The following is a 25553-nucleotide window of genomic DNA, read 5'->3' on the forward strand; positions in this document are numbered from 1 at the left end:
CGATGGCGCGCCTCGGCGGCAAACACGAGTTGGGCTCGCCTCTTTGGCGGGCGAACGTCGGCGACGAGGTCGACGCGGAGCTCGCGTTCCATGTCGAGATGCGCACGCGCGAGCTGATCGCGCGCGGAATGGATCCCCCCGCGGCGCGCGCGGCCGCCGTCGCGAGATTCGGCGATCTCGCCGCGGTCAACGCGGAATGCCGCGACATCGGAACCTCCACGGAGCGAGAGATGCGACGCACGGAATATTTCGCGGAGCTGGCGCACGACGCGCGCTTCGCCGTTCGACAGTTGGTGAAAACGCCGCTGTTCACGGCCGTCGCGGTCGCGACGCTCGCGCTGGGAGTCGGCGCGACGACGGCCATCTTCAGCGCGGTGAACGCCGTCGTGCTGCGTCCCTTCCCCTTCGCGCGGCCCGACGAATTGACCTTTCTCTTCAGCTCATGGCACGGAGCCGACGGCGGCGTGTCGGTCGGCGATTTCGCCGATTGGCGCAAGCGGTCGACGAGTTTTGCGAACATGGCGGCGATTCAATTCGTCGGCATGACTCTGTCCGCCGGCGATTCACCCGAACGAGTCAGCGGGGCCAAGGTCACCGCGAGCCTCTTCCCGACGTACGGCGTGGCGCCGGAACTCGGACGAGTTTTCACGGAGGCGGAAGACCAGCCGGGTCAAGCCGCGGTCGTCGTGCTCGGCGACGCGCTGTGGCGCCGCTCCTACGCCGCCGACAGCGGCGTCATTGGGCGCACGATCACGGTGAACGGCGGTCCGGCGACGGTCGTGGGCGTGATGCCGGCGACCTTCGACCCCACGGATTCACACGAAGCGCTCTGGATGCCCGCGGCGTACACGCCGGAGCGATTGGCGTTTCACGATGAGCATTATCTGACGGTCGTCGGCCGGCTCAAGCGGGGCATGACCGTGGCGGGCGCGCAAAACGAGATGACCGCCATCTCTCGCAGAATGTCGGACGAGTACCCGGCCACGAACTCCGCCAATTCCTCCCACGTCGTTCCGCTCGGCGGCGCGGTGATCGGAACGTATCGGGCGCGCCTGTTCGTTCTCCTCGGCGCGGTCGGCTGCGTGCTCCTGATCGCGTGCGTGAACGTCGCGAACTTGCTGTTGGCGCGCGGCGCGACGCGGTCGACGGAGCTCGCGATCCGGGCCGCGGTCGGCGCGGGGCGCTCGCGCATCGTGCGGCAGCTGCTCACCGAGGGCCTCGTGCTCGCGCTCGTGTCTTCGGTCGTCGGCGTGGCGCTCGCCTGGGTCGGCGTGCGCGTGCTGGTCGCCGCGGCGCCGGCCAACATCCCGCGCCTCGCCAGCACTCGCATCGACGCGTGGGTCCTCCTGTTCGCTCTGGGAATTTCAGTGCTGAGCAGTGTCCTGTTCGGACTGGTTCCGGCGTTCAAGACGGCGCGCTGGAATCTCGAGTCGACGCTGCGCGCGGGCGGACGCCAGTCGACGGCGACTCCGCGCGACCGAGTACGATCCGCGCTCGTCGCCGCCGAGGTGGCGATCGCGCTGACGCTTCTCGTGGCGGCCGGCCTGCTCATTCGCAGCGCAATCTACCTGAACCACCTCTCGCCGGGCTTCGACCCCGAGGGGCTCTTGTCGGCGCGCGTCGCGCTCCGGCCCGCGGAGTACAAGGCGCAGACCGAAGAAGCGGAGCAAACGTTCACGCGAATTCTGGAGGCCGTACGCGCGGCGCCCGGCGTTCAGACCGTGGCGCTGACGTCGCAGGCGCCGATGGGCCCCGGCGGTGGGTCGAACGGCATTGTCCCCGAGGGAAAAACGCCGGACATCAAGAACGCGGTCGACTCACGTTTGCGGGTGGTGACCCCCGGCTATCTGTCGATGATGCGAATCGCGATCGTGTCGGGGCGGGACATCGAGCCGAGCGACATTCGGGGCGGCCTCCGCGTCTCGGTCGTGAGCGCCGCGCTCGCGAAGGCGCTCTGGCCGGGACAAGATGCCATTGGCAAGCGATTCGCCTGCTGTGAGGGGAAGCCGGACGATCCGCGCTGGAAGACGGTCGTCGGCGTCGCGGCGGACGTTCGCTCGGGCGGGCCGACGCAAGAGGTTCGACCGGAATTCTATCTGCCGATGACTCAGATTCCGGCGGAAGCGTGGAGCTGGGTCGGCCGGACCATGACCGTCGTCGCGCGATCGGGGAACGGCAACGGCGCGTCGCTGACCCCGGGAATTCGCGCCGCGGTCAAGACGATCGACCCGTCGATTCCCGTGTACTCGGTGTTCACAATGGACCAGAGCATCGCCCGCTCGATGGCCGAACAGCGGTTTCACCTGATGCTGCTCGTCACGTTGAGCGCGGTCGCGCTGCTCCTCGCGGCGGCGGGCATCTACAGCGTGATCTCGTTCGTGGTGGCGCTTCGCACGCACGAGATCGGCGTACGCCTTGCGCTCGGCGCGTCGGGGCGAGACGTCGTCCGACTCCTCACGCGACAGGGAATGCGGCCGGTCATCCTGGGTGCGGCGGTCGGCGCCGTCCTGTCCGTCTGGGCAACGAGACTGCTCCGCGGATCCGTCTACGGCGTACAAACTTCCGATCCCGCGACGATCGGCGCGGTGATCGCCGTGCTGCTCGGGGTCGCGGCGCTGGCGATTCTGCTGCCGGCGCGGCGAGCCACGCGCGTCGATCCGACGACCGCCCTACACGGGTGACGCGAGAGGCAACGCCCGCAACACGCGCCCGCGGCACTCGCCGAACCCGATTCGGCGGGCGCCGCCGCCTTCGCAATAGCCGCGGAGGATGACGTCGTCGCCGTCTTGGAGGAACGACCGTATCTCGCCGGTCGGCAGCGCGACCGGCTCGGTGCCCCGCCACGCACGCTCGAGCAGGCAGCCCCGCGATTCCTTCGCTGCTCCCGAGACAGTGCCGCTACCGAGGAGATCGCCGGGGCGAAGGTTGCAGCCGTTGCTCGAGTGATGCGCCAAGAGCTGCGCGACGGTCCAGTACATCTCGGAAAACTTCCCGCGGCTCAGCATCACCGGCTCCACGTTCGCGTCGCGCATCGCGGACGTCGACATATAGACCTCGAGCGTGATGTCGAAGCCGCCGTTCTCGCTGTCCGCGCGATCGCTGAGATACGCGAGCGGCATCGGGTCCGTCGACGGCCGCGCGCGCGCAGGGACGCGGAACGGCGCGAGCGCGTCGAGCGTGACCAGCCAAGGCGAAATCGACGTCGCGAAGCTCTTCGCCAGGAACGGGCCGAGCGGCTGATATTCCCACGCCTGAACGTCGCGCGCCGACCAGTCGTTCAGCAGGCACAATCCGAAGACATGTTCACCGGCTTCGGCGATGGGAATCCGCGCGCCCAGCGTCGAACCGCGCCCGACGAACGCACCGATCTCCAGCTCGTAGTCGAGGCGCCGGCTCGGCTCTACGGTCGGCGCGGGCGCATCGCCGTCCCGCGTTTGTCCAAACGGGCGCACCACGTCCGTTCCGCTCACGACGATCGACGACGCGCGCCCGTGGTAGCCGATCGGCATCCACTTGTAGTTCGGCAACAACGGATTGTCCGGCCGGAACATCGACCCGACGTTGGTCGCGTGCTCGATCGAGGCGTAGAAGTCCGAGAAATCACCGATCGCCGCAGGCAGCGACATCTCGGCGTCGCGCGCGGGCAGGAGACAGCGCTCCACGCCCGCGCGCTGGTCGCCGGCGTTCACGTCGCTGCGCAGGAGGTCGCTGATGGCGAGTCTGAGCGTCCGGGCGGCGTCGCGCCCGCGTGCCATCACACGATTCAACGTGTCGTCGCCCAGACGCGCGACCAGATCGTCGTCGATCGACAGCAACACGCCGTCGCTCGCGCAAGCGGTGAGGTCGAGGATCTCTTCGCCGATCGCGACGCCGATGCGCGCGGTTTCCGATCTCATGCCCCGCCGGCGAAAAACGCCGAAGGGCAGATTCTGCAGTGGAAAGTCCGTCCGCGGATCGTTCGCGGACGCAACCCACGATCGAGCCGCGGGGTCGTGGCTTCGGTCGAGATCGTTCACGATAGCAGGGCGAGTCCGCGAAGCTCCCCGACCGGCTCGTTGAACGAGCAGGATCCGAACGATCCGAACGCGCGCGCGTGGGTCGATGCGAGTCGATCCGCGTCGATGTGCCGACCCCGCCATTCGGCCCCGTCGTCGCCAAACGAGAATGCCGATGCATCGCGGTCGTCGAGCAGCCGCGCGGCGTCCTCGTCGGACATTCCCTGGCCAAGGTACGCCGCGGCGAGAAACACGTTCAGAAATCCGAACATCACGCCGCGCGGCGCATCAGGTGCGTAGGTCAGGGCGTACGTCCCGGTGACCGGATGGTGCAGCCCCGCCGTGGCCTTGAAGGGAACGGCTGCGTCGAGACACGCGCGCATGAATCGCACGACGGATCGCGCGCTCGGGAACGCCCCGGTGGTGACGCCGCCCGTTCGAATCTTCGCGCGCGCCCCGACGGCCCGCACGGCGGCGACGAGCGATTCCAATTCTCCTTCAAGCGGAAGCTCGACGAACACGTCGAGATTTGGCGACGCCTTCGACACGAGCTCGTAGATCGCTCCAGGTCTCTCCGCTTTCGCTTCGATCGCGTCGACCCGTGCTCGCGCCGGCGGCATGTTGAAGGCGGCCACCGTTTCGCAGTCGGCGGACAGGTTCGGACCGAGCACCGCGCTCGCGCTAACGTTGCGCGCGTCGAGCGAATCGAGTTCACCCACGAGCTCGTTCAGACGCGCGACAGGAACGACGAAGCGGCCGAGCAGCGCCGCATCGTCACCGGCGCGGTACGACGCGTAGTTGCGAACCGCCGTTCGCATGTCGAGCGCCGCCGGTGGAAACAGTCCGGCGTAGTCGATCGCGCCCGCGAGACAATTGCGGACGACGCGCGATGCACCGGTCGCGTCGGGCGTTCCCCGATTCATGCGACCAAACTAGCGGGCACCGAGAATAGGGGGAAACATCGAGCGCTCGGTGAGCTGCGATCACAGGCCGAAAAATTCAGCCCGGATGCCGCAGATTGAAACGGCAATACCCGCAGATGAATGAAAGGGGTTTCATCTGCGGGCATTGTTGTTCGACCTGCGCCATCTGCGTTCAGATTTCTCGACAGCCGACAGTGGCTCACCGGGCGCGAGCGTGCCGCGCGGTCAGAAGTCGAACTTCAGCCCCGCCGTCAGCGCGAAGTTGTTGGCCGTCTGCCCGGTCAGTCCCAATCCCGTGGCATCTTGGAAGTTGAACTGTCCGATGTAGTCCTTCGCCATCAGTCGAAGCGCCACTCCGCGCCCGACGACAAAGTCAGCGCCGAGCCCGACGTTGCCGGCGAGGTTGGTCGCCTGCGTGGAGAGGAAGTCTCCCTCGATGTTGTAGCGCATCGCGCCGACGCCACCGGTAATGAAGGGCGTGAATGGAACAGAGCCGTTCTTCATCGCCCCGAAATCGTACTCGAGGCCGGCGTCGTACATGTACATCGTGCTGTGTAGTCCCGAACTGACGCCGCCGAAGAAGGGCACTCCGATCTGAATGTCTGACGACGTGTACCCGAGATTGCCGACGAGCGAGACATTCGGCGAGAGCGCCATGTTGATCTGCGTGCCGTACATCAGTCCAGGCGCGTTCGTGAGGCTCGTTCCGAGCGGGCCCTTCAGATAATCACCGAAGAACATATATCCGGCGTAGGGCGTGATGTGAAACGTGGTGCCCGTCCCCGCCTCCGGGGTCTGGGCGCCGAGCGATCCCGCGGCCACCACCGACGCCGCGACGACAAGGCTGCGAATGCTGCGCATAAGAGCTCGAGGTTGATGTTGAGACTTCGCTGCGCGCCCTTGGAAGGCATGGCGGAGACCAGCCAAGCCCGCGTCCGTCGCGTACATCGAACCTTTTTGCTGGCAACGGTTTAGCGAAATGCCTGTGATCCGGGTCGCAGGCTCGATCGTCCGCGAACGGGGACGAAAGGCCGTCCCCGTGATGCGTCGCTATGCGACGTTTCCGCGAGTCAGCGCGCTTTGGCGATGCGCCAGCCGAATTTCGTGAGCGACACGCGGCCGCTCGCGTCGACGACGACGCCTTCGCGCACGAGTCGAATGCGCTGCGTGGTGCCGGAGCTTCTGCCGTCGCGCTCGAGGCTGAGGCGCCCTTGAGCGTTGATCACGCGGTGCCAGGGCACCGTCGTGCCGTTCGGCAGAGCCGCGAGGGCGTAGCCTACCTGACGCGCATGGCCGGCGAGTCCGGCGATGCGGGCAACGCTACCGTATGTCGTGACACGTCCGGTCGGAACACGGCGGACGACCGCGTAGATCCGCGCGTAGTTCCCGCGACCACTCACGCGATGCTGGATGCGAGCGCGCCGCTCCGCGCCCGGCGTGGCTCGTCGAGCTTCGGACGGCACGCCAAACGTTCGCGAATGAGCGCGGTCACTTCGGCCAACTCCGCGCCGACCAGCTCGAGCCGCGGCGGACGAACGGCGGCATTCCCCTGCCCGACTTCCGTCTGTACGAGCTTGATGAGCTGAACGAACTTCGGAACGGTGTCGAGACGCAGCAGCGGGAGGAACCACTCGTACAACGCGCGAGCTTCGTCGAAACGGCCGTCGCGCGCGAGCTCGAAGACGCGCACCGATTCGACTGGCAACGCGTTCACGAGGCCGGCGACCCATCCGCTCGCGCCCATCGGAATCGACTCGAGAATGGCGTCGTCCATTCCGGCGAAGATCACGAGGCGGTCGCCGAGCGTTTCGTGGATCGCGGTGACGCGGCGAACGTCGCCGCTCGACTCCTTCACGGCGTGGAGATTCGCGTGCTCCGAGAGCTCGATCATCTGCGCTGGAGACACGTCGGTGCCGTACGCGATGGGGTTGTTGTACAGCATGCACGAAAGCGGCGTCGCGTCGATGATCGCGTCATAATGCGCCTTGGTCTCGCGCCAGTCGCCCTGGTACACATATGGAGGCAGCACCATCAGTCCGTCGCATCCGACGGCCGCCGCACGTTCGGCCAGCGCGACACACTCGGCGGTTGCGAGACCGGCGATTCCGCCGACGAGAGGCACGTCCGTGCCAAGCGCTTTTCTGCAGGTTTCGAGAATGCTGACCTTCTCCTCGAACCGAAGCGTCGCGGCTTCACCGAGCGATCCGAGCGCGACGATGCCCCGGCATCCCGAATCGATCAGCCAACGCACGTGTGTGGCGAGGCGGGAATGATCGACCGCCAATCCATCCCCGAACGGGGTCGTGATCGCGGGAAATACGCCCTGCCAGTCGCGCTGCTCCATTGTTGCCGGCTCCTTCAAAGTTCGATGGTCAAGTGAGACTCGCGTCGTGCGCGCCGAGGAGAGCCGCGACGCGAGTTGGCTGAATCGGCGGACGGGGAACTTCGCGCGGCCAGCCCCAGAGACATTCTACTGCCGCGGCGCAGACTCGGCCCTGGCACGGGCCCATGCCGATTCGAGTGTACAGCTTGGCCTGGCGGAAACTCCACGAGCGATCGAGGTCGCCGAAGCGTACGTCCTCGCAACGGCATACAATAGTGTCGTCGTTGGCTAGTGCGAATACGTCCGGCCGCAGGGCGAACGTTGACGCCAGTAAATCCGCCTCACGACGCAGGCGTTCGCGAGCCGCCGTAAGACGACGGCTCGGCGTCGCGCCGACGGCCGCACCGCCGGCGATTTCGCCCTCGACGAGCGACAGATCTACGCCACCGATTCCCGTAGGCTCCCCGGCGCAAAAGACCGAGTCGACGCTCGTCGCCTGGAGCGCGTCGGCCTGAACGCCGCTGGATCGGACCCTGCAACCGAGAAAGCGTGCGAGCTCGACGTTTGGAAGAAGCCCCAACGCGGTGCACAAAATGTCGCACTCGATCGCGCGCGTGTGGCGTCCGTCGGTGAGCGTCACCGATCGGACGCGCGAGTCTCCGTCGGCACGCGACACCCACGTTCCAGTGAAATAGCGCGTAGCGCCAAGGCTGGCTCTCAACGCCAGCGCCTGCCCTGCGCGGCTCGGTGCGCGCCAGAGCGCGGCGGCGAACTTCGCGACGCGTGCCAATGGGGCTTGTTCGGCGACGGCTCGCACACGCGCGCCGTGCGACGCGAACGAGGCGGCGACGGCGAGCACCAGCGGCCCCGTGCCGGCGACGACGACGCGTCGTCCGCGGACCGGCATGCCGGACTTCATGAGAGCCTGGCCGCCACCGACGCCGAATATGTTCGGCAGGGTCCAGCCGGGAAACGGGAGAAAAAGCTCGCGAGCGCCGGTCGCGAGAACGATCGCGCCGGCGTCGATCGAGACCAGCTCACCCTGTGAGTCCGCGACGACCAGAAAACGACCGCCGACCGAATCGACATCGACGACGCTCGTCGAGCTCCTGATTGCGGCGCCGCTCCTCGCGAGACGAGCGATCCATCGTCGTGCCGCGCCTCCGCGACGGCCGCCGCGGCTTTCGCGCCAAATCTGTCCGCCGGGTGCGAGCCCCTCGTCGACGAGCAGCGCGCGCGCGCCGAGCTCCGCGGCGCGGGACGCGGCCGCGATGCCCGCCGGTCCTCCGCCGATGACCAGCACGTCGCACTCCGCGCGGATCATCGGTCCGCTCCCTCGCCGACGAGCACACGCATTCCGGGACTCACTCTCACGAGGCACGCGCGCCGCTGCGCGACGTCGTCGATCGTGACGCGGCACTCGTAGCACGTACCCATTCCGCAGAGCGGTGCGCGGGGCTCGCCGCTTTTTGAAACTCGAAACGTCGATTCCCCGAGTGACAACAGCGCCGCCGCGACGGTCGATCCCGGTTCGACCCGGACGGCTCGTCCGTTGACGCTGATCTCGACCCCGCTGCTCACGCCGGCACCTGCGCTTCGTGCGGGTCGCTCGAGCGATTCGGCGAGAACGCATCCGCGGCGATCGCCGGCCGGCGGCCGGCGACGAGGTCCGCGAGAACGGCGGCCGTCGCCAGCGATGTGGTGATGCCGAGGCCCTCGTGTCCGGCGGCGACCCACACGCCGGGGATCGGGTCCCACGAACCGATCAATGGAAGCTTGTCCGGAGTCGCTGGACGAAAACCCGTCCAACAGCGGATGATCGATAGACTCGCGAGACTCGGAACGAAATCCACCGCGCGAGCCAGCATTCTTCGGAGCACGGCGCGGTTGATCGACGCGTCCCAGCCGACAAGCTCGCGCGAGGATCCGATCAACATTTGTCCTGTCTTGCGCGGCTGGAGATTGAAGGCGACCGATTCGGTCGTCATGGAGTGCGCGCTGGTGAGATAGCCAAGCTCGACGAGTTGATGCCGCGAGACCGACGACGTGCGGTCGGTGATGGCGAGGTGGCCTTTGCGCGGCACGATCGGCAGTCCCGGCGTGAGGTGCGCCGCGCGTGCGCCGGCCGCGTTGACGATCACGTCGGCGTTCAGCGTGTCGCCGTTCTCCGTTCGTACGAAGCCCGCGCCGAGCTCGGTCACCTGTACGCCTTCGCGAAGCACGGCGCCGAGTCCTTTCGCTCGACGAAGCAGCTCGAGCGCCGCGCCGGGCGGATAGACGACGGAATCCGCCGGAACGCGGAGCGCGCCCGCGAGTCCGCGCCGCAACGTCGGTTCGGCACGCGAGAGGTCGCGCGCGTCGAGAACTTCCGTGGCGATGCCCGCTCCAGCATACGCATCCCGCTTCGCGGCGAGCGCCGCGAGTTGCGTCTCGTCTTCGGCGACCCACAGCGTGCCGCACCGCTCGACTTCGGACCGGCGGTCCGAGTCGAGGCCGAGCTCGCGCCACAGCCGATCGGAGTAGGCGGTGAGCGCGAGTTGCTCGGGGGAGTCGTCCATCACGACGATGTGCCCCATGCCCGCGGCCGTCGTGCCGGATGCGGCGAACTCTTCCTCGAGCACGGTCACGCGCCATCCGTCGCGCGCGAGCGCGTCGGCGCACGCGGCACCGACGATTCCCGCGCCGACGACGATCGCGTCGGACAACCCCGCCCCGCCCCCCACGGTCAGCCGCCTATGCCGAATTGGAACGGATCGGCCGGGTCGAATCGAAGGGTCGAATCGCCGGTGATGAACGCGCGACCGCGAATGTGCGGAATCAGTTCGCCGTCTTTGCCCGGCGTGAGCCAACCGGTGAAGCGACCGCCCGTGATGCTCTCCTGCCGCCACTGTTGCTCGAAGGCGAGCGATCCGCGCTGGTGCCGCGCCGCCATCACGGCCGAGGTTCCGGTGCCGCAAGGCGAACGATCGTATTCGCCGCCGGAACAGAGCACGAAGTTGCGCGCATCGGACTCTGAATCGTGCGGGGGGCCGGACAGCTCGATGTGGTCGATGGGAACACCGCCGGCCGGCCGCTGCGCGTCGATCGCGCCCTGCATCGCGCGCGTCAGGCGCAGCAGCTCGTCTACGTTGGACGTGTCGAGCTTTGCGGGCACGTGCGTGATGAAGAACCAGTTTCCGCCATAGGCGACGTCGCCGACCACACGGCCGCATCCGGGAACGTCGATCGCGACGTCGAGGGCGTGGGCTTTCGAGGCCACGTTCTCGATCGTCACGGACCCGTCGTCGTTCAGGTCCGCGGACACCGCGCCCACGGGCGTGTCGAATCGCGCGACGCCCGGCGACAGCCGTCCGAGATGCTGAAGCGTGCGCACCACGCCGATCAGCCCGTGGCCGCACATACCGAGGTAGGTCTCGTTATTGAAGAAGACGATGCCGGCTTGTGCGCCCGGTGTGACCGGCGGTGTGAGCAACGCGCCGACGATCGCCGCGTGGCCGCGCGGCTCGCAGACGACGCCGCGCCGCAAGTGGTCGGCGTTGCGACGCAAATCGGCGCGTCGCTCGGCCATCGTCGCGCCGGTCGGCTGCGGCCACCCGTCGACGATCACACGCGTCGGCTCGCCTTCGGTGTGGGAGTCCACGACGCGCAGCACGAGGGCGTCGCCCGATCGATCAGGCATTGAGCTGAACAGTCTTGATCTCGGTGTAGAACTCGCGCGCGGCCGGACCTTGCTCGCGGCTTCCCGAACTGGATCCTTTCACGCCGCCGAACGGCGCGTGCGGATCGACGCCAGTCGTGTCCCCGTTCACGCGGACCATGCCGACCGCGATCTGGTCGACGTAGCGGAGCGCGCTGCGCAGGTCGCGCGTGAAGAGCGACGCGCTGAGTCCATAGACCGTGTCGTTGGCGAGCGCGATCGCGTGATCGAGGTCGTCGGCCGAAAAGCTCGCGAGAACGGGACCGAAGATCTCCCGCTTCGCGAGATCGGAGTCGGCCGGCGCGTTTCGGACTACGGTCGGCGCGACGAAATAGCCGCCGGCGAAGTCGCTGGTCGAGGGAACATCGCCGACGTATACGCGCTCGGCGTTCGTTCCATCGAGCACGCGGCGGATCGAGTCACGCGCCGCGGCGCTGATCACCGGGCCGATCGCCGACGCCGGGTCGGTGACCGGGCCAAGGGGGAGCGCGGCAATGCGGCTTCGCAACCGATCGAGGAAATCGCCTTCCACTTCGCGCGCGACGACGACGCGGCTCGTCGCCGTACATTTCTGCCCGGCGTAGCGCATCGCGCCGGCGGCGGTGAGCGACGCGGCGAGGTCGAGATCGGCGTCATGCATGACGATCGCGACGTTCTTCCCGCCCATCTCGGTCTGATAGCGAATGTTCCGACGGGCCGCGGCGACGGCGACCGTGGCGCCGATCTTTCCCGAGCCGGTGAAGCTCACCGCCTGCACGTCGTCCGCGTCGACGAGCCGAGAGCCGACGACGTCCCCCGCGCCGAGCAAGACGTTGAACACTCCCTTGGGAATGCCGGCGGCGGCGGCGCATTCGGCCAGGAACACGGCCGACTGCGACGACGATTCCGCCGGCTTGAGCACGACCGTGTTGCCGAAGGCGAGCGCCGGCGCCGCTTTCCAGAGCGGGATCGCCACCGGAAAATTCCACGGCGTGATGAGCGCGACGACACCCAGCGGACGTCGAAGCGTGAACTGCAGCGAGCCCGCGGTTTGCGCGGGGATCACGTCACCGATCGTGCGCACGGCTTCGCCCGCGTAATAGCGGAGAATCGTCACGCACCGCCCGACTTCACCGCGGGACTCGCCGATCGGCTTCCCTACCTCGCGCGTGACCAGCTGCGCGAGCGCGTCGGAGCGCGAGCCGATGGCGTCGGCCCATTTGTAGAGCAGCTCCGCGCGCGCGGGACCAGTGAGCCCGCGCCACGCGGCCAACGACGACGACGCCGATCGCACGGCAAGGTCGACGTCGTCGTTGGTGCCCGCGGGAACTTGCGCGACGACATCCTCGGCGTTCGAGGGATTGACGTCGGCGATCCAGCGGTCCGAGTCGCTCGCGCGCCACTCCCCGCCGATGAAGTGGCGGAGCCTGGCCGGCGCGGTCACCGGTCGGCGTTGGCGACGACGACCGGTACCGACGCGGGCGTAGCCGACCCGTTGCGCTGCGCATGGAGCAACTCGAGCAACGATTGGCCGGCGCCGAGGATGTGCGAGCGCATGAGCTGCGTCGCCACTTTCACGTCGCCTTTGCGCACCGCCGTCGCGATGGCGCGATGCTCCTGGCTCGCCGTCTGGCCGCCGCCCGCGAGCAGCACCTGCATACGGAAGTACCGGTCGCTGTGCTGATGCAGCTTCTGCAACACGTTCATTGTGAAGTTGCGCTTCGCCGGAGCGTAGAGCGCCGCGTGAAAGTGCCAGTTGAGCGGGCCCCAACGCGAGGCTTCACCGGCGGCCAGGGCATCCTCGAACGCGTCGAGAACCTCGACGGCGCGATCGAACTGCTCGTCGGTCATGAGTGGAATGGCTCGGCGAAGCAAATCGCCTTCGATATCGGCACGCAGCTCGAACAGTTCATCGATCTCGTCGAGCGAGAGCGTGGAGACGACTGCGCCGCGGTGGGGGCTGAAGCTGACCAGCCCTTCGGCCTCGAGCTGGCGCAGGGCTTCGCGCACGGGGATGCGGCTTACTCCGAGCTCGTCAGCGAGGGCATCCTGGCGAAGGGGCTCACCATCGGGGAAGTCGCCGCGGAGAATGCGCTCCCGGAGCGCCTCGACGGTCATGCTGGCGACCGTCTGCCGCCGAATGGGGGTTGTCACGCGCGCGGCAGATGGCGCATACCGGTGCGCGGGATTAACGTCAGGAACAGTCCGAAGGGTCATGCCAACTCCACAGCTAGGATGGTGGGGGAACGGATACAGTATCCCGGCGTACAGACCATCGCAAGCTATCAGTTCCGCAGCATCGTCTAGGCTGACCGTCTTGTCCCGCTCGATGCGCCCCATTAGCGCCGCGCAGCGCTCACTCTGATCCGGGCCGACCATGGACTTCGTCACACGTGTTCGTAACGCCGACCCGATCGCTCTGCTGATCGCCGTGATGGGCGTCTTCACGCTCGTGTATCTGGTGATGTTCATTCGCGCGATGGTGCGCGATGCGCGCAGCGGCGGGTCAGTCCGGTCGCCGCTCCTCGTGTGGCCGGTCAGCTTCGTGGCAAACTTCTTTGACACGCTCGGCGTCGGGTCGTATGCCACCACCACGGCGATGGTGCGCTTCTTCAAGTTGATTCCCGACGAGAAGATTCCGGGCTCGCTGAACGTCGGCTACGTGCTCCCGACCGTTACGGAAGCATTCCTCTTCATCTATGGATTCCGCGGCCTGATCACGGTCGAACCCGTGCAGGTCGATCCGCGAACGCTCATCTCGCTGATCGCAGCCGCAATTCTCGGCGCATGGCTCGGCGCGGGAGTCGTGTCCTCGTGGCCGCGGCGCAAGATCCAAGTCGGCATGGGCCTCTGCCTCCTCGCCGCGGCGATCATCATGGTCGTGCGGATGACGGTGTTTCATTCGCTGACGGTTGGCACGACGAGCCTCGAGGGTGCCCGGTGGATAATCGGCATGGGCGGCCTGTTCATTCTGGGCGCGCTGATGACCCTCGGCATCGGCCTCTACGCGCCGTGTTTGATTCTCATCTCCGCCCTCGGCATGACGGAGAAGTCGGCGTTTCCGATCATGATGGGCGCATGCGCGTTCCTGATGCCCGTCGCCGTAGTGCGATTCATTCGCGCGCGTGCCTACCATACGCCGGCGATGATCGGCATGGCGATCGCCGGTATTCCGGCGGTGGTGCTCGCCGTGAAAGGGGTCGGGAATCTTCCGATGAACTACGTCAAGGTGCTGGTCATCTGCGTCGTGACGTATACGGCGATCAGCATGCTGCGCGCGGCGCAACGCGAGCGCGATCTCGCAAGCGCGGCGACCGCGGCCGAGGCCGGAGCACAGCCGACAGCCTGAGGACAGCTCGCGCGGGTCGCGCTCAGCGCGCCCCGGGGGAGCAGAAATTCTTCAACTCTTCCGCGACGTACGGCCGTAGTTTCGCGACGTACTCGAGGTACTGCTTCGCGGCATCGGGCGCCGCGGAGCCGCCGCTCACGAGATTGATCTCGGCCTCCGTGAGCGACGAGTCGGCGAGCTTGGTCAGGTCGCAGCTCTTCGCCGGCGCGGCCTCGTTGGCCGCCGATTGGCTGATCTGCAGCGCAGAGGCGCCGAGGAGAAACTTGCCTTCCGGCGTCGGCCGAATGCGAACGGCGAACGTCAGGAATTTCATGGCGCGCTGAAAATCATCGCGCTTCTGCGTCGTGCCGGCAGCCTTGAAGAGCGCGTTGCCGCGCGCCAGCGCGAACTGCGCCACGGTCGTGGAGTCTTCACCGTACTTGAGCGCCTGGTCAGTCGCCGCGAAAGCGCTGTCGGTTTCGCCGGCGTCGACCTCGAGTTGCGCGAGCTGCAAGAAGCCGTGCGGAAGCTTGGGGTTCACGGCGAGCGCGCGTCTCGTCTCGGAGAGCGCGGCCGACGAGTTGCCCGACGTCTTGAACGTCTGCGCGGCGAAGACGTGCACTTCCGCGTTGTCGGGGAACGCCGCCAAGCCGCGCTGAAGAGCCGAGTCGGCCTCGGATTTCAAGAGTTGCAGGTACAGCACATATAGTGGCGCCGATTCGGGGAACTTGGCGACCGCGTTCGCCGCGACGCCGAGCGCACGCTCGGATTTCCCGTCGGCCCGCAACGCGGTGGCCAGGCGCATGTAGAAGTCGGGATCACTTTGCGCCGCCTGGTCTCGCGCCAGCATTCGTTCGCCGGCCACAATCGCGCCCTTCCAATCGTTCTCCGCGAGGTGCACCAGCCAGCGCACCTTGAGCAGCGGCAGGTTGTCCGGGTGGGCGTCGGTGCCGCGGTCGATGATCGGCGCCGCGAGATTGGGAAAGCCTTCGCGGGCCAGCGCGTTCACGACCTTCTCGATCATCGTGTCGTTGGTCGAGTCGGTCGCGAGCAGCTTCGTCCAAACGGGCGCGGCGTCCTTCGATTGCCCCTTCGAGTCGAGCGCCTGCGCGAGATCCTCGAGTGCCACCGCGTTGGCGGGCGCGACGGCGAGCGTCGCGCGCGACACGGTGATCACGCTGTCGGCGCTGACCTCGAGATGTGACAGCGCGTTGAGGAGACACACGCGCGCCGGAACGGCGCGCGAATAGGCGACGATCGCGGCGGTCGCGGCCGTTGCCGCATCGCGCGCGTTTCCCGCGCGATCGGCGTTCTCGCATTGGCGAAGCGGCGACAGTTGCCGTCGGGCGGCGATCGCCTCGGCGGCTACGGCCTCGGCCGCCTGCGGCACCGTGGTCGCGGTGGCGACAATGGGCTGCGAGAGGCGCAGGTCGCGAACGAGCGACAGCGCCGCGTCGATGCGAATGGATCCGTCGGCTTGATGCGTCAGCGTTCCGGTAATGCGCTCATCGGCGCGAAACTTTCGCGCCATTTCCTTGAGCTCTCCCTCGCTCAGCGCCGGATTCTCATCGAAGCCCGAGCGTCGGAACCAATCGTCCATGTCGCCGCCGGAGACGACGCGGAGCTCGTTTTTCGCGAACGCGCCGGCCACTCGGGACCGAACGATGTCCGCGCCGCGGCTAGCCCCCCCTCGGTCTGGACCGAGAAAGGCGGGAACGATCATCACCTGCGTCGTGAACCTGGGCTGGTCCGACGCGTCCTTGGGACCCTGCGCGAGACCCACGGCCGCGCGGGCAAACGACAGAACGAAAACGGCACCAAGCGCAACGCGACGGGGCATTCGGTGGGTGGCGTGAACCGAAGAGTCGTTTCGAGTCAGGTCGTGGCGGAACGCGGTGGCGAACCCGCGGCGTCGTCACAGTGACCACCCAGCGCCGGTCCGCAAAGCCTTCTTAACTAAGGTAAACGCAGGAAGCGCTTGGACGTTGACCCCCAGACGGGATTTCGAGTTGTCCGGCGAGCGCAAAAAACGAACGCCCGCCAGGATGGGCGGGCATTCGCAAAACCGCTTTGAGCGACGACCCGGCCGAACGCCGGGATGAAGCCGCTACTGGACCACGACCTGCCCGGACATGTAGCTGCCGTGAATGAGGCAGTGATACTTGAACGTGCCGGTCCCGCTGAACGTGCGATTGAAGGTGCCCTGGTCCTGCTTCGGCGAAACCACGCCGCTTCCGTCATCGAACTGGATCTGGTGCGTGACGCACGGATAGCCGCCGCCGTAGCCGCCAGTCGTGTCAGTGCACGATGACCACTGCCAGGTTACCGTCTGGCCGGCTTTGACCGTGATGTTCGCCGGGTTGAAGCTCGAGTCGACGAGCGTGACGGTGTTCGGATTGTTGTTGTTGTTGCCGCCGCCGGGCGGCGTATTGTTGCCCGGACCGGTCGTCGTGGTATCGCTGCTGCCGCCGCCGCACGCTGCCACGAGCACGATGCCGATGGCCGCGAGCGAGAGTCGCCACATTCGCATGCTGTTTCTCCTCCGATGGCTGGCCATCTCGCGGCCGGAGAGTCCTGGGCGCGAACGGCGGGCCGAAAAGTCGACGCGGCGCCTGGTCGTCAGGCGCCGCGCGAGGAATCCAGCGAGCCGAAAGAAGGTTCCCGGCCTAGGGCATCGGAATCGTCGGCTTGGGCACGCGCCTCGACCACGCCGCGACGGACTTTACGTCGCTGGCAGGTGCCTTGGCCATCAGATTCTTGATTTCGGCGAGACGAACCGACGTGTGGTAAATCGTCCACGACGTGCCGGCGAGCGCCGACGGCCAGATGTCGAGGAGGTCCGTCTCCGGATCGTAGCGCAACGTGCCACGGTACCACGTCGAGATCGCGCGCTTCTTCGCGAGACTCATCCCCCGCCAGAAGACTGGCAACGCGAGCGTGTGCCAGGAGATTCCGTCGTCGCTCGTCGCGAGCCAGAGATCGCTCTGCGCGCAGCCGCTGCCCCGCGGAAACGCGGCGATCAGCGCGACGTAGCCGCCAAAGGGAAGCTCGGCGACGTCGATGTGCCATGGGACGTAGCTTGGAATGTCGAGAGTGGTCGTGATCGGCGCGCTCCAGTGCACCGACTCGAAGTCTTCGTCCGGCGCCGGCTGGGCCGTGCGCAGCTCGAGCGTCGTCGAGAACGCGTTGCAGCCGGCGACACCGGACTTGATGTACCACACCTTCGCCGCGCGGTTCTGTTCGATGATGAGCGACGGCGAGACGGCGTCGTGGCTGTGGACCGAGAACGCGACCACCGGCGTCGTCCACTGACGCGCGTTGCCGGTCGACATCAGCATGATCTTGTTCGACGTGTCGACGACGACGCGGAACACCTGGATGAGGCGGCGGGTCGCCGGATCGAACGCGTGGTCGGGATCGGAGTTGTAGCTGCCGATACCGGGATAGCCGACGATGGGGTTCCGGATCGCGGACGGTGTGACCCACGTCGTATCGTCGGCGGCGAGCAGGAAGCCGGGGTTCTCCCACGACGGATCAGAGTTCTTGTACGGCGTGTACATCAGCCAGCATCCGCCGCCGTTCCATCCGCTGCCCGGGCAGGCGATGTCCGGATGCACCGCGTCGGCCGATTGCGAGAACGCATCCGGCGGCAACGTGACCCGGCCGAATCGCTGACTCACCAGCTCTTCGACGAGGTCTTTTACGGTACGTGGATCTAACTTCTCTGGTGTCGCGCCTGGTTCGGAGATTCCAACGTTCGGCGCGAGACGCGAGTGATTAGGAACTGTCGGACCGGAGTCCGAGCAGGCGACGAGTGCGGCGGCGCACGTCGTCAGGTACTTCAGTCGCATGGACTCTGTTTGCCGGTGAGGTCAGGTGCGTGAGCAGGGTGCACGACCGCATGAATCGGTCCGACCGAAAACACGGACCTCGTCGCGTGTCCGATCAGGCGGCGCGAATGTACCGCGCGCGCGCGCACTCGGCATGTTTTGTATACTTGATCGGTGGGACTCCATCGGCGTCGGCGCCTGATCGAGGCGCCACGTGCCGAATCCCACCGCCGCAGGTACTATCCGTCCACCACGATACGGAGCAACGATGGTCGGTTTGATAGCCACAGGAATCGTCGTCGTTTTCGTCGGCTCGATAATCGCGCGATGCGTGAAAGTGATCGGGCAAGCCGAGGTGATAGTGATCGAGCGTTGGGGTCGTTTCGACCGAGTGGGTCGTTCGGGGCTCAACATCTTGATTCCGGGAATGGAGCGGCCGCGCACGATCGACGTGCGCTTCGTCGAGACGGACCCGAGTGGAACGAAACGCATCACGTCGGGGTCGACCGCGCGCATCGATCTGAGGGAACAAGTCCTCAGTTTTCCGAGCCAGCCCGTCATCACGAAGGACAACGTCACGATCGACATCGACGCCGTCCTCTACTATCGGATCGCCGATCCGCAGAAAGCGGCGTACGCGATTCAGAACCTCCCCTTCGCGCTCGAGACGCTCACTCGCACGACGCTGCGCAACATCGTCGGCGACATCGAACTCGACCAGACGCTCGCGAGCCGCGACATGATCAACAAAAGGATGCGCGAGGTGATCGAGGAAGCGTCGATCGGGTGGGGCGTCGACGTCACCCGCGTCGAGCTGCAAGCGATCGAGCCGCCGCGCGACATCCAGCAATCGATGGAGCTCCAGATGCGCGCCGAGCGCGAGCGTCGCGCGGCCGTCACGAACGCCGAAGCGTCGAAGCGCGCCGCGATCCTCGAGGCCGAAGGCGTGCAGCAGGCTCAGGTCAGCCGAGCGCAAGGTGAAATGGAGGCCGCCGTGCTCCGCGCGAAGGGACTCGCCGAAGCGCGGCTCGCGATGGCCGAAGCCGAGGCGCAGGCGATCCAGAAGATCACGCAGTCGCTGCCGCCCGGCGAAGCCGCGATGTACATGCTCGGGATGAAGTATTTGGAAGCACTCCCGCAGGTCACCGCGGGCAAAGGCTCGACGATCTTTCTGCCGGCGGAAGCGGCCGGCGTCATGGGTGCGCTCGGGGGCATGCGCGAGCTGCTCGCGCGTCAGGGCGCCAACAGGGACGAGCCGCCGTCGCCGCGCGCACCGGGCGCCCTCGGAAGTCCGCCCGCGATTCCGCCCAAGACGGGACGGTGATCGTTGCCCCGGATCACGCAAGAACGCGCCGAGCGCATCGCGAAGGCCCACGCGTGTGAAAATTGTGGCGAGTACAGTTATAAGAAGCTCAAGGTCAAGCCCGCTCCGCCGCAGACGGGCGAGCTTGCCTCCGTACGTTGGATCGCCAACAAGGTGTGCGGCGTCTGCGGGATGGAGATCGAGATGGGGATCGATGCGGAGGGGGAAGTCGTGTACGTCTCGTAGGACCGGTGGACCCGTCAGGCCTACGACGCGCGGCTACGTTTCGATATGCGGTTTGCTTTTGATCCGGAACCCGGCGACTTCGATCTCGAGCGTGACTTTCCGCTCGGCGATGGCACCGCCGACACCGAAGGCGAGGTGTCGTGCCCGTACTGCGGCGAGTCCATCGCCGTGAGCATCGATCCCGGCGGCGGGCAACACCAGGACTACGTCGAGGATTGTCAGGTCTGCTGCCAACCGTGGCGCGTGAGCGTCGACTACGACTCCGAGGGCCACGCCACGATAACGGCGACGCCGACGGACGACTGATCGGCGCAAGCGGTCGACGACCCCCTGGCCCGCTATCTGTGGCTCTCGCGAGGGTGCCGCGTGCGCCGCCGATCGGCCGCGAAGAACACAGCTCCGACTGCCAACCAGAACAGGGTCGCGTAGACGCTGCCGCCGACGAGCGCGTCGATTAGCGCCACGCCGAAGAAAAGCAGGAAGATCGTGGTCGCTGAACCCGGGACACTCGCTCTCATACGCCACCTCCGAATCCGGATCGTGTCTGGTGCGGTGAACGCCCCGCTCGATCCGAACGGGGCGTCTTCGCGCGAAATCGGCCGGCGCTCGGGTCGAGCGCCGGCCGTTGCTGCGTTCCTTAGAAGCCGATCGTGCCGGTGACCATGAAGCCCTTGAACTGTCCGCCATATCGGATGTCGTTCACCGGGAAGTCGATGTACTTCTGATTCACCCACTCGAGCTTCGCCAGCAGGTTCGGCGTCACGAACCAGCCACCGCCGAGTTGCGTCCGGTTCACCGTCTGATCGGTGTAGGTCTTCGAGATCAGTTCCCCGTTGACGTGGATGTAGCGGCCGCCGAGGTACAGGCGGTCATCGGCGAGGCGATAGAGCGCCTCGTAGACGTCTTGGTGCAGCGTGCGCAGCCTCGGTTCGGTGAATGCACCGCCGGTTGCCGTCTCGAAGTGGCCGAAGAACTCGGCGCCGCCGACCTTGATGAACGGATTCACGACTTCGGCGTTCACTTTGTTCGAGAAGCCCGGGCGAACCTGACCCGACCACGCGTTGGCGGTTTCCGTCGACGCGGTGTTCTCGAGCACGTCGTAGTAGGGCGATCCGCCGCGGTCGCCGCTGTAGAGCGTGTTGCTCGCCGCCTTGTTGTTCGCGTAGAACGAGCCGGTGAGGCGGACGCGAACGTTCTCGCTCAGATTCTGGTCGAAACCGAGCTTGCCGATCGTACTGAGAGAGCGAGCCGCCGGAGCGGTCACCTGGCCGTGGATCTCGCCGCCCGTCGCCGCGAGCATGGCGAGCAGACCGTTCGAGCGCGCGTAGACTTCGGCGCCGATCTCGGTCGTGAATCCGTCGAGAACGTAGTTGCCGACGAATGGATTGAACATCGCGTTGCCGTTGTCGCTGCGGCGGAAGTGCGAGTCGCCGTAGTTGATCTCGAAGTGACCGACCTTGACCGTCGCGTACTTCATGATGCTCTTGAGCAGCGCGTTGTCGATCGGCGACTCGTCCATCAGGATGTAGCCGTCCTTGACCCACGACTCCTGGTGGTGCCGCGCCGACAAATACGACGTCATCGCGACGCGGATTCCCGGGGCGATCTGCACATTCACGTTCAGGTTGGCAACGGCGTTGTTGAACCCGTGGCCGATGGTCATCAGCTGATTGCTGTTGACGCCGCTGACCACGACCGCGGTCGCGCTGTTGCTGTGGTCGAGCCCCTGGAACTCCTGGGTGAACGCGCCGCCGAAGGAAAGAACGAAGCCCGTGAACGGCACTTCGTCGGTCTTCGGCGATTCGAACACGTTCACGCCGCGCATGTCGGCGGGACGGATGTGATTGATTTCTTTCGGCCGCAAAAGGTTGACCGACTGCGGGGTCGTTTTCTTGGCCGAGTCGGACGCCGTCTTGGTCGCGGGCACCGAGTCGCCCGCATTGGCCGGCTGCTGCGCGGAGCTGCTCGCTGCGAGTGCCGCGAGGAGCAGGGCCGCGAGACCGAGCGTTGTGTTGGTTTTCATATGATCCTCTGGTCGGGTAGGCTTCGTGCGGTCGAGTGCAGAACGTCTTGGTCTGCTGGAGCACGGGCCGAAGCTACCGTTCGGCGGAGTCGCCATCCGTCCGGGAACAAGGCGACTCGCGTAGTGAGTTGCTTGTTTTTTTGTGGGGGATTCCCCGACGAAGCCGAGGAGGGGGCGGGCCAAGCTTCGTTCCAGGGACAACGCGGCGAAGCCAGCCTCGCCGCGTCGCGAAAAACGGGAGCATGCGACGGCCGCGCCGACCGTCGCGAACCGCCGCATGTCCCGCCCTGCAAGCGCTCGTTTACGACGAAAAAGTCAACAACGTCTGGCCGGCACCGTGCGCGACGCGAAGGGCGAGGTCGCGTCCGCGGTCGTCCTGCAGAATGTCCACCGCCGACGCGCCGGCGATCCCGCGCGTCAGGTGGGGAGCACCCCACCCCAACTCGCCGAACATCAGCGTGATTCGCTGATCGTGCGAGTCGTACGTCGTCCCGCGGAGCGGATAGTCGAGCTCCTGCGCCTGCGCGCCGATCTCCGGATCGTCGACTTCGAGCGTCCCGCGGCGGCCGACGTTGCGGCGGGAGAAGGCATCGAGTTGCCTACCCCACTCGCCGTGCGGCAGGGGGAGAACGACCGGTGGCTCGACGTGAATTCCGACCTGGGTCATCACGGCCGTGTGGGGAATCGCCAGCACGCTGCACGTGGAACAGCGGACCAGCCGCGTCGTCACACTGCCAAGAAACATGCGCGCGACGAATCCGTGCCCGTGACTCCCCGTGGCGATCAGATCGGCGTTGACGCTCGCCGCGAAGGCCAACAGCTCGGTGGCCGGGTCGCCCTGAAGCAGGACGTTCTGAATCGTCATCCCCTCGGGAATCCGCAACTGCTCACGCGTCCGCTGCAGCGCGTCGCCGACACTCACCTTGTATGTGGTGCCCCAGCCCTTCCAGTCGTAGAACGAGTTGTCGCGAGGCGCGACGTGCGCGAGATAGACGGTGGCCCCGGTCGCCGCCACGGAGAGTGAAAGCCGAGCGGCGCGAAGACTGGTTTCACTGAAATCCATCGCCACCACGATGCGCCGCGGCGCACGCGTCGTACCGATCGCGACGGCGTACACTGGAACGTCCGCCGCGCGAATCAACCGCAGCGCGGTCTCGTCGCCGAAGACGCGGTCGGTCACGCGATGTCGGCCGAGCCCGGATACGATCATCGACGCCCCGGCCTTGTGGGCCAGCCGCGCGATCGCCGTCGCGGGGTCTCCATCGTGCAACTCGACATCGACCGCCTCTTCCCAAACGCGCGCCGCCTGCGCCGCGACGTCCCGCCGTGCGTCGGCACGGCGCGCGTTTTCCATGTCGATCGGAATTTGAATCGGGACGTCGGGGACGATCGGCAGCGTCTTCAACACTGTCACCAGGCGAACCGCGTCGGAGGACCCGGCGAGCAGTCGCCCCATCGCGAGGGCCCCGTCCGACTGCTCTTGTCCATCCGTCGCGACGACGATCGGCGCGGCGACGCTGGCGCGCACTCCGAGCTCCGGCACGGCCGACGGGATCTTCAGCGAATCCATGGGTTCCTCCTCGGGTTCACGCCGCGCGACGTCGATTCGTCGTCGGTCTGGGAGGAATGGTGTGCCGGGCGGCAGCCCCGGGGCGTCGGCGCTTCTACCGAAGCTTGTCGGGGATTCGGGGGAAGTGCTCGCGCCTAGCGGCCCGATTTCGGGGTCGGGGTCGGGGTCGGGGTCGCCCCTTTTCCCACGAGGTCGTCCACGTGGATTCGAAACAGAACCTGGCGCTGCGGAGTCGCGTCGGCGGACGTCAACGCGTCGGCGTCGGCCGAGCGGAGAATGTGAACGGCGGCGTCGTAAGCCGCGCGGTCCGCCTCGCGCTTCGGATCGAGAAAATAGATCGTGCCGTGCACGACGACGCTCCGCCACTCCGTGCGGCTGCGAACCTCGTCGACCTCGAACGCAACCCACGGATGATGCTGCACCACGGTCAGCTTCGTTCCGGGCGACGTGCGCGCGTACAGCCAGTCGTCGGACAACACGTACGAGATCGGCTCGATGTCCACGCGATCGTGGAAGCTGAACGCGAGACGGCCGACGCGATTCCGCGCCAGCAGGGCCAGGGCGTCGTCGCGGCTCAGCTCGTAGAAGCTCGGCGCCTTGCGTGCGGTAGTCATGCTTCCTCCCGCCGGACGCCCCGCGCCTCGGCTTGCGGAATGGTGAACGCGAACTCGCTTCCCTCCCCGACCGTGCTGCGCACCCAGATTCGTCCGCCGTGCGCCTCCACGATGCCCTTCGCAATCGAGAGTCCGAGTCCGGCGCCGCGCTGCCGCGCCCCTTGCGACGACTGCCAGTACCGGTCGAAAACGCGGGCCTGTTTTTCTTGAGCAATGCCGGGGCCGGTGTCCTTGACAGAGAACACGACGGCCCGGTCGCGCGTCCCGACGCCGACTTCGATGCGGCCGTCGTGCGGCGTGAACTTGATCGCGTTGCGCAACAAGTTGCTCAGCACTTGCACGACGCGCGTCCGGTCGGCGACGACGAGCGGCATGTTGGTGGGAAGCCGCGCCTCGAGCGTCACATGGTTGGCCTTGGCCTCGACCTCGAACATGTGCAGCGCCTGTAGGGCGATCTGCGACGGCTCCTCGGCCCGCGCCTCGAGCGACAATTTTCCGCGCTCGATGTTGGACACGTCGAGCAGGTCTTCGATGAGGCGATTCATCCACTCGGTCGACTCCCGAATGGTCGCGAGGAGCTCGCGGCGCTCGCCCTCGTTCGCCGGCGGGCTCTCCTGCATCACTCTCGCGCACATCGAGATGGCGCTCAGCGGGTTCCGGAGGTCGTGCGACACGACCCCCAGCACTTCGTCGCGCGCCATGTTGGCGTCCCTGGCCGCGTCGTAGAGCTGGGCGTTCTGTAGCGCGGTCGCCGCGGCGCGCGCGAACTTTTCACCGAGTGCGCGTTGCTGCTGATCGAATGGACGAGCGGTGCCTGCTCGAATCAGCGTGAGCGCCCCGCGCGTTTCGCCGGCGACCAGCGGAAGCACGAGGATCGAGGTCGCACCGATCGCCCGCCAATGCGGTGCCGCCTCCGGATCCGCGCTGCTCTCGAGCCACTCGTCGTCGATCGTCTCGACGACTTCCGTTCGTCCGCGCCGTATGACGTCGACGATCGGCGAGGGAGAGTCGGGCGTCAGGCGGTGCGCCGCCAGCGCTTCGATCCCCGCGGTCAACTCGGCCTTCTGGCGCGTACTCGCGACCCGCCTGAAGGCACCTCCGCCGCCGCCCGCCGCCCGTGGTTGCACGAGATCGAGCAACGCCGCCTCGGCGAGCCGTGGAATGGGCAGATCGACGACGGCGCGCTCGGTAGCGTCGACGGCAAGGGTATTCGACAATTCCCCCGACGCACCGCTGAGAAAGCGCTCGTCCTCTTCGGCGCGCTTCTGCTCGGTGGTGTCGCGCAACACGACGGTGAACAAGAGTCCGTCCGGGGTGACGAGCTTCGAGATCGACGCTTCGGCGGGAAACTCCGTGCCGTCCGAGCGCAGGCCGAAGATCTCACGGCGCTCGCCCATTCGCCGCGCCGTCACCGACGAGCGCGCGAACGATTCGATGTGCCCGTCGTGAGCGGCGCGAAACCGCGGCGGAATGAGGATGGCGAGGTGCCGCCCGATGGCGTCGGCCGCCTTGTAGCCGAACATTCCTTCCGCGCCGTTGTTGAAGTGCACGATCCGCTGGCTCTGGTCGATCGTGATGATGGCGTCGGCGGCAATCTCGAGAATGCCGGAGAACTTCGCCTCCGACGCGCGAAGCTCCGCCTCGATCCTTCCTTGGCTTCGAAGCCGCGAGCGGACGAAGACTTGTTGTACGACGAGAAGTGCCGCGACGAGGCCGGCCACC

Annotated in this window: 23 protein-coding genes; 5 read left to right on the forward strand and 18 right to left on the reverse strand. The window is 66.8% G+C overall.

Features of this window, described 5'->3' with window-relative positions; all coding sequences use genetic code 11:
- The first annotated feature begins 2 nt into the window (after positions 1–2).
- A complete protein-coding gene (locus tag VGQ44_13175; protein HEV8447774.1) occupies positions 3–2681 on the forward strand; it encodes an ABC transporter permease in 2679 nt (892 codons plus the stop codon).
- Here the strand turns inward: VGQ44_13175 and fahA are convergent.
- The 10 genes from fahA to VGQ44_13225 all read right to left on the reverse strand — a co-directional run bounded on the left by fahA (position 2670) and on the right by VGQ44_13225 (position 13071).
- Positions 2670–4016, reverse strand: coding sequence for a fumarylacetoacetase (gene fahA / locus VGQ44_13180; protein ID HEV8447775.1), 1347 nt, complete (start codon positions 4014–4016; stop codon positions 2670–2672). The two genes, VGQ44_13175 and fahA, sit on opposite strands and share 12 nt — an antisense overlap.
- On the reverse strand, positions 4013–4918 hold the full coding sequence (locus tag VGQ44_13185; protein ID HEV8447776.1) for a hypothetical protein: 906 nt from the start codon (positions 4916–4918) through the stop codon (positions 4013–4015). Before VGQ44_13185 ends, fahA begins: the two co-directional genes overlap by 4 nt.
- Positions 4919–5143: 225 nt before the next feature.
- Positions 5144–5779: an outer membrane beta-barrel protein gene (locus VGQ44_13190; GenBank protein HEV8447777.1), complete on the reverse strand. Its 636-nt coding sequence runs from the start codon at positions 5777–5779 to the stop codon at positions 5144–5146.
- A 209-nt stretch (positions 5780–5988) separates the two neighbouring features.
- Positions 5989–6318, reverse strand: coding sequence for an MGMT family protein (locus VGQ44_13195; protein ID HEV8447778.1), 330 nt, complete (start codon positions 6316–6318; stop codon positions 5989–5991).
- Positions 6315–7262, reverse strand: coding sequence for a dihydrodipicolinate synthase family protein (locus VGQ44_13200; protein ID HEV8447779.1), 948 nt, complete (start codon positions 7260–7262; stop codon positions 6315–6317). The genes VGQ44_13195 and VGQ44_13200 overlap by 4 nt, the downstream gene beginning before the upstream one ends.
- Before the next feature lie 28 nt (positions 7263–7290).
- Entirely contained in the window at positions 7291–8565 is a 1275-nt protein-coding gene (locus tag VGQ44_13205) for an FAD-dependent oxidoreductase (protein ID HEV8447780.1), read from the reverse strand.
- 253 nt (positions 8566–8818) lie between these two features.
- On the reverse strand, positions 8819–9946 hold the full coding sequence (locus tag VGQ44_13210; protein HEV8447781.1) for an FAD-dependent oxidoreductase: 1128 nt from the start codon (positions 9944–9946) through the stop codon (positions 8819–8821).
- 20 nt (positions 9947–9966) lie between these two features.
- Complete coding sequence (locus VGQ44_13215; GenBank protein ID HEV8447782.1) at positions 9967–10920, reverse strand: proline racemase family protein; 954 nt, start codon at positions 10918–10920, stop codon at positions 9967–9969.
- On the reverse strand, positions 10913–12361 hold the full coding sequence (locus VGQ44_13220) for an aldehyde dehydrogenase family protein (protein ID HEV8447783.1): 1449 nt from the start codon (positions 12359–12361) through the stop codon (positions 10913–10915). The genes VGQ44_13215 and VGQ44_13220 overlap by 8 nt, the downstream gene beginning before the upstream one ends.
- Positions 12358–13071: a GntR family transcriptional regulator gene (locus tag VGQ44_13225; protein HEV8447784.1), complete on the reverse strand. Its 714-nt coding sequence runs from the start codon at positions 13069–13071 to the stop codon at positions 12358–12360. Before VGQ44_13225 ends, VGQ44_13220 begins: the two co-directional genes overlap by 4 nt.
- Before the next feature lie 223 nt (positions 13072–13294).
- Here VGQ44_13225 and VGQ44_13230 point away from each other — a divergent pair, with 223 nt between their 5' ends.
- Complete coding sequence (locus tag VGQ44_13230) at positions 13295–14266, forward strand: sulfite exporter TauE/SafE family protein (protein ID HEV8447785.1); 972 nt, start codon at positions 13295–13297, stop codon at positions 14264–14266.
- 22 nt (positions 14267–14288) lie between these two features.
- On the opposite strand, the gene VGQ44_13235 is transcribed toward VGQ44_13230, so the two are convergent.
- The 3 genes from VGQ44_13235 to VGQ44_13245 form a co-directional block, all read right to left on the reverse strand.
- Positions 14289–16085, reverse strand: coding sequence for a hypothetical protein (locus VGQ44_13235; GenBank protein ID HEV8447786.1), 1797 nt, complete (start codon positions 16083–16085; stop codon positions 14289–14291).
- Positions 16086–16352: 267 nt separating this feature from the next.
- Positions 16353–16775, reverse strand: coding sequence for a plastocyanin/azurin family copper-binding protein (locus VGQ44_13240; GenBank protein HEV8447787.1), 423 nt, complete (start codon positions 16773–16775; stop codon positions 16353–16355).
- 136 nt (positions 16776–16911) lie between these two features.
- A complete protein-coding gene (locus VGQ44_13245) occupies positions 16912–17925 on the reverse strand; it encodes a hypothetical protein (protein HEV8447788.1) in 1014 nt (337 codons plus the stop codon).
- 418 nt (positions 17926–18343) lie between these two features.
- Here VGQ44_13245 and VGQ44_13250 point away from each other — a divergent pair, with 418 nt between their 5' ends.
- From VGQ44_13250 to VGQ44_13260, 3 genes are read left to right on the forward strand one after another with little or no spacing between them, the layout of a single operon-like run.
- Entirely contained in the window at positions 18344–19399 is a 1056-nt protein-coding gene (locus VGQ44_13250) for a stomatin-like protein (protein HEV8447789.1), read from the forward strand.
- 3 nt (positions 19400–19402) lie between these two features.
- Positions 19403–19624 (forward strand): hypothetical protein, encoded by a 222-nt coding sequence (locus tag VGQ44_13255; GenBank protein ID HEV8447790.1) that lies wholly within the window; start codon positions 19403–19405, stop codon positions 19622–19624.
- Positions 19625–19669: 45 nt separating this feature from the next.
- Positions 19670–19930, forward strand: a complete 261-nt coding sequence (locus VGQ44_13260; protein ID HEV8447791.1) for a CPXCG motif-containing cysteine-rich protein — start codon at positions 19670–19672, stop codon at positions 19928–19930.
- Between the two features lie 32 nt (positions 19931–19962).
- Here the strand turns inward: VGQ44_13260 and VGQ44_13265 are convergent, their stop codons facing one another.
- The 5 genes from VGQ44_13265 to VGQ44_13285 form a co-directional block, all read right to left on the reverse strand.
- On the reverse strand, positions 19963–20142 hold the full coding sequence (locus tag VGQ44_13265) for a hypothetical protein (protein HEV8447792.1): 180 nt from the start codon (positions 20140–20142) through the stop codon (positions 19963–19965).
- Between the two features lie 119 nt (positions 20143–20261).
- Entirely contained in the window at positions 20262–21647 is a 1386-nt protein-coding gene (locus tag VGQ44_13270) for a hypothetical protein (GenBank protein ID HEV8447793.1), read from the reverse strand.
- Positions 21648–21948: 301 nt separating this feature from the next.
- On the reverse strand, positions 21949–23217 hold the full coding sequence (locus VGQ44_13275; GenBank protein ID HEV8447794.1) for a universal stress protein: 1269 nt from the start codon (positions 23215–23217) through the stop codon (positions 21949–21951).
- Between the two features lie 134 nt (positions 23218–23351).
- A complete protein-coding gene (locus VGQ44_13280) occupies positions 23352–23831 on the reverse strand; it encodes a pyridoxamine 5'-phosphate oxidase family protein (protein ID HEV8447795.1) in 480 nt (159 codons plus the stop codon).
- Positions 23828–25552 carry an ATP-binding protein gene (locus tag VGQ44_13285; GenBank protein HEV8447796.1) on the reverse strand — a complete coding sequence of 575 codons (1725 nt, stop codon included), beginning with the start codon at positions 25550–25552 and terminating at the stop codon, positions 23828–23830. The genes VGQ44_13280 and VGQ44_13285 overlap by 4 nt, the downstream gene beginning before the upstream one ends.
- Between the last annotated feature and the right edge of the window lies 1 nt (position 25553).

The sequence above is a fragment of the Gemmatimonadaceae bacterium genome (genome assembly GCA_036003045.1).
Taxonomy (GTDB): domain Bacteria; phylum Gemmatimonadota; class Gemmatimonadetes; order Gemmatimonadales; family Gemmatimonadaceae; genus JAQBQB01.

Bases quoted from the DNA above. Each gene is read 5' to 3' on its own strand.
- VGQ44_13175 (HEV8447774.1), top strand. From the start codon at position 3: ATGGCGCGCCTCGGCGGCAAACACGAGTTGGGCTCGCCTCTTTGGCGG.
- VGQ44_13185 (HEV8447776.1), bottom strand. From the start codon at position 4,918: ATGAATCGGGGAACGCCCGACGCGACCGGTGCATCGCGCGTCGTCCGC.
- VGQ44_13190 (HEV8447777.1), bottom strand. From the start codon at position 5,779: ATGCGCAGCATTCGCAGCCTTGTCGTCGCGGCGTCGGTGGTGGCCGCG.
- VGQ44_13200 (HEV8447779.1), bottom strand. From the start codon at position 7,262: ATGGAGCAGCGCGACTGGCAGGGCGTATTTCCCGCGATCACGACCCCG.
- VGQ44_13205 (HEV8447780.1), bottom strand. From the start codon at position 8,565: ATGATCCGCGCGGAGTGCGACGTGCTGGTCATCGGCGGAGGACCGGCG.
- VGQ44_13215 (HEV8447782.1), bottom strand. From the start codon at position 10,920: ATGCCTGATCGATCGGGCGACGCCCTCGTGCTGCGCGTCGTGGACTCC.
- VGQ44_13230 (HEV8447785.1), top strand. From the start codon at position 13,295: ATGGACTTCGTCACACGTGTTCGTAACGCCGACCCGATCGCTCTGCTG.
- VGQ44_13235 (HEV8447786.1), bottom strand. From the start codon at position 16,085: ATGCCCCGTCGCGTTGCGCTTGGTGCCGTTTTCGTTCTGTCGTTTGCC.
- VGQ44_13240 (HEV8447787.1), bottom strand. From the start codon at position 16,775: ATGCGAATGTGGCGACTCTCGCTCGCGGCCATCGGCATCGTGCTCGTG.
- VGQ44_13250 (HEV8447789.1), top strand. From the start codon at position 18,344: ATGGTCGGTTTGATAGCCACAGGAATCGTCGTCGTTTTCGTCGGCTCG.
- VGQ44_13260 (HEV8447791.1), top strand. From the start codon at position 19,670: ATGCGGTTTGCTTTTGATCCGGAACCCGGCGACTTCGATCTCGAGCGT.
- VGQ44_13265 (HEV8447792.1), bottom strand. From the start codon at position 20,142: ATGAGAGCGAGTGTCCCGGGTTCAGCGACCACGATCTTCCTGCTTTTC.
- VGQ44_13270 (HEV8447793.1), bottom strand. From the start codon at position 21,647: ATGAAAACCAACACAACGCTCGGTCTCGCGGCCCTGCTCCTCGCGGCA.
- VGQ44_13275 (HEV8447794.1), bottom strand. From the start codon at position 23,217: ATGGATTCGCTGAAGATCCCGTCGGCCGTGCCGGAGCTCGGAGTGCGC.
- VGQ44_13280 (HEV8447795.1), bottom strand. From the start codon at position 23,831: ATGACTACCGCACGCAAGGCGCCGAGCTTCTACGAGCTGAGCCGCGAC.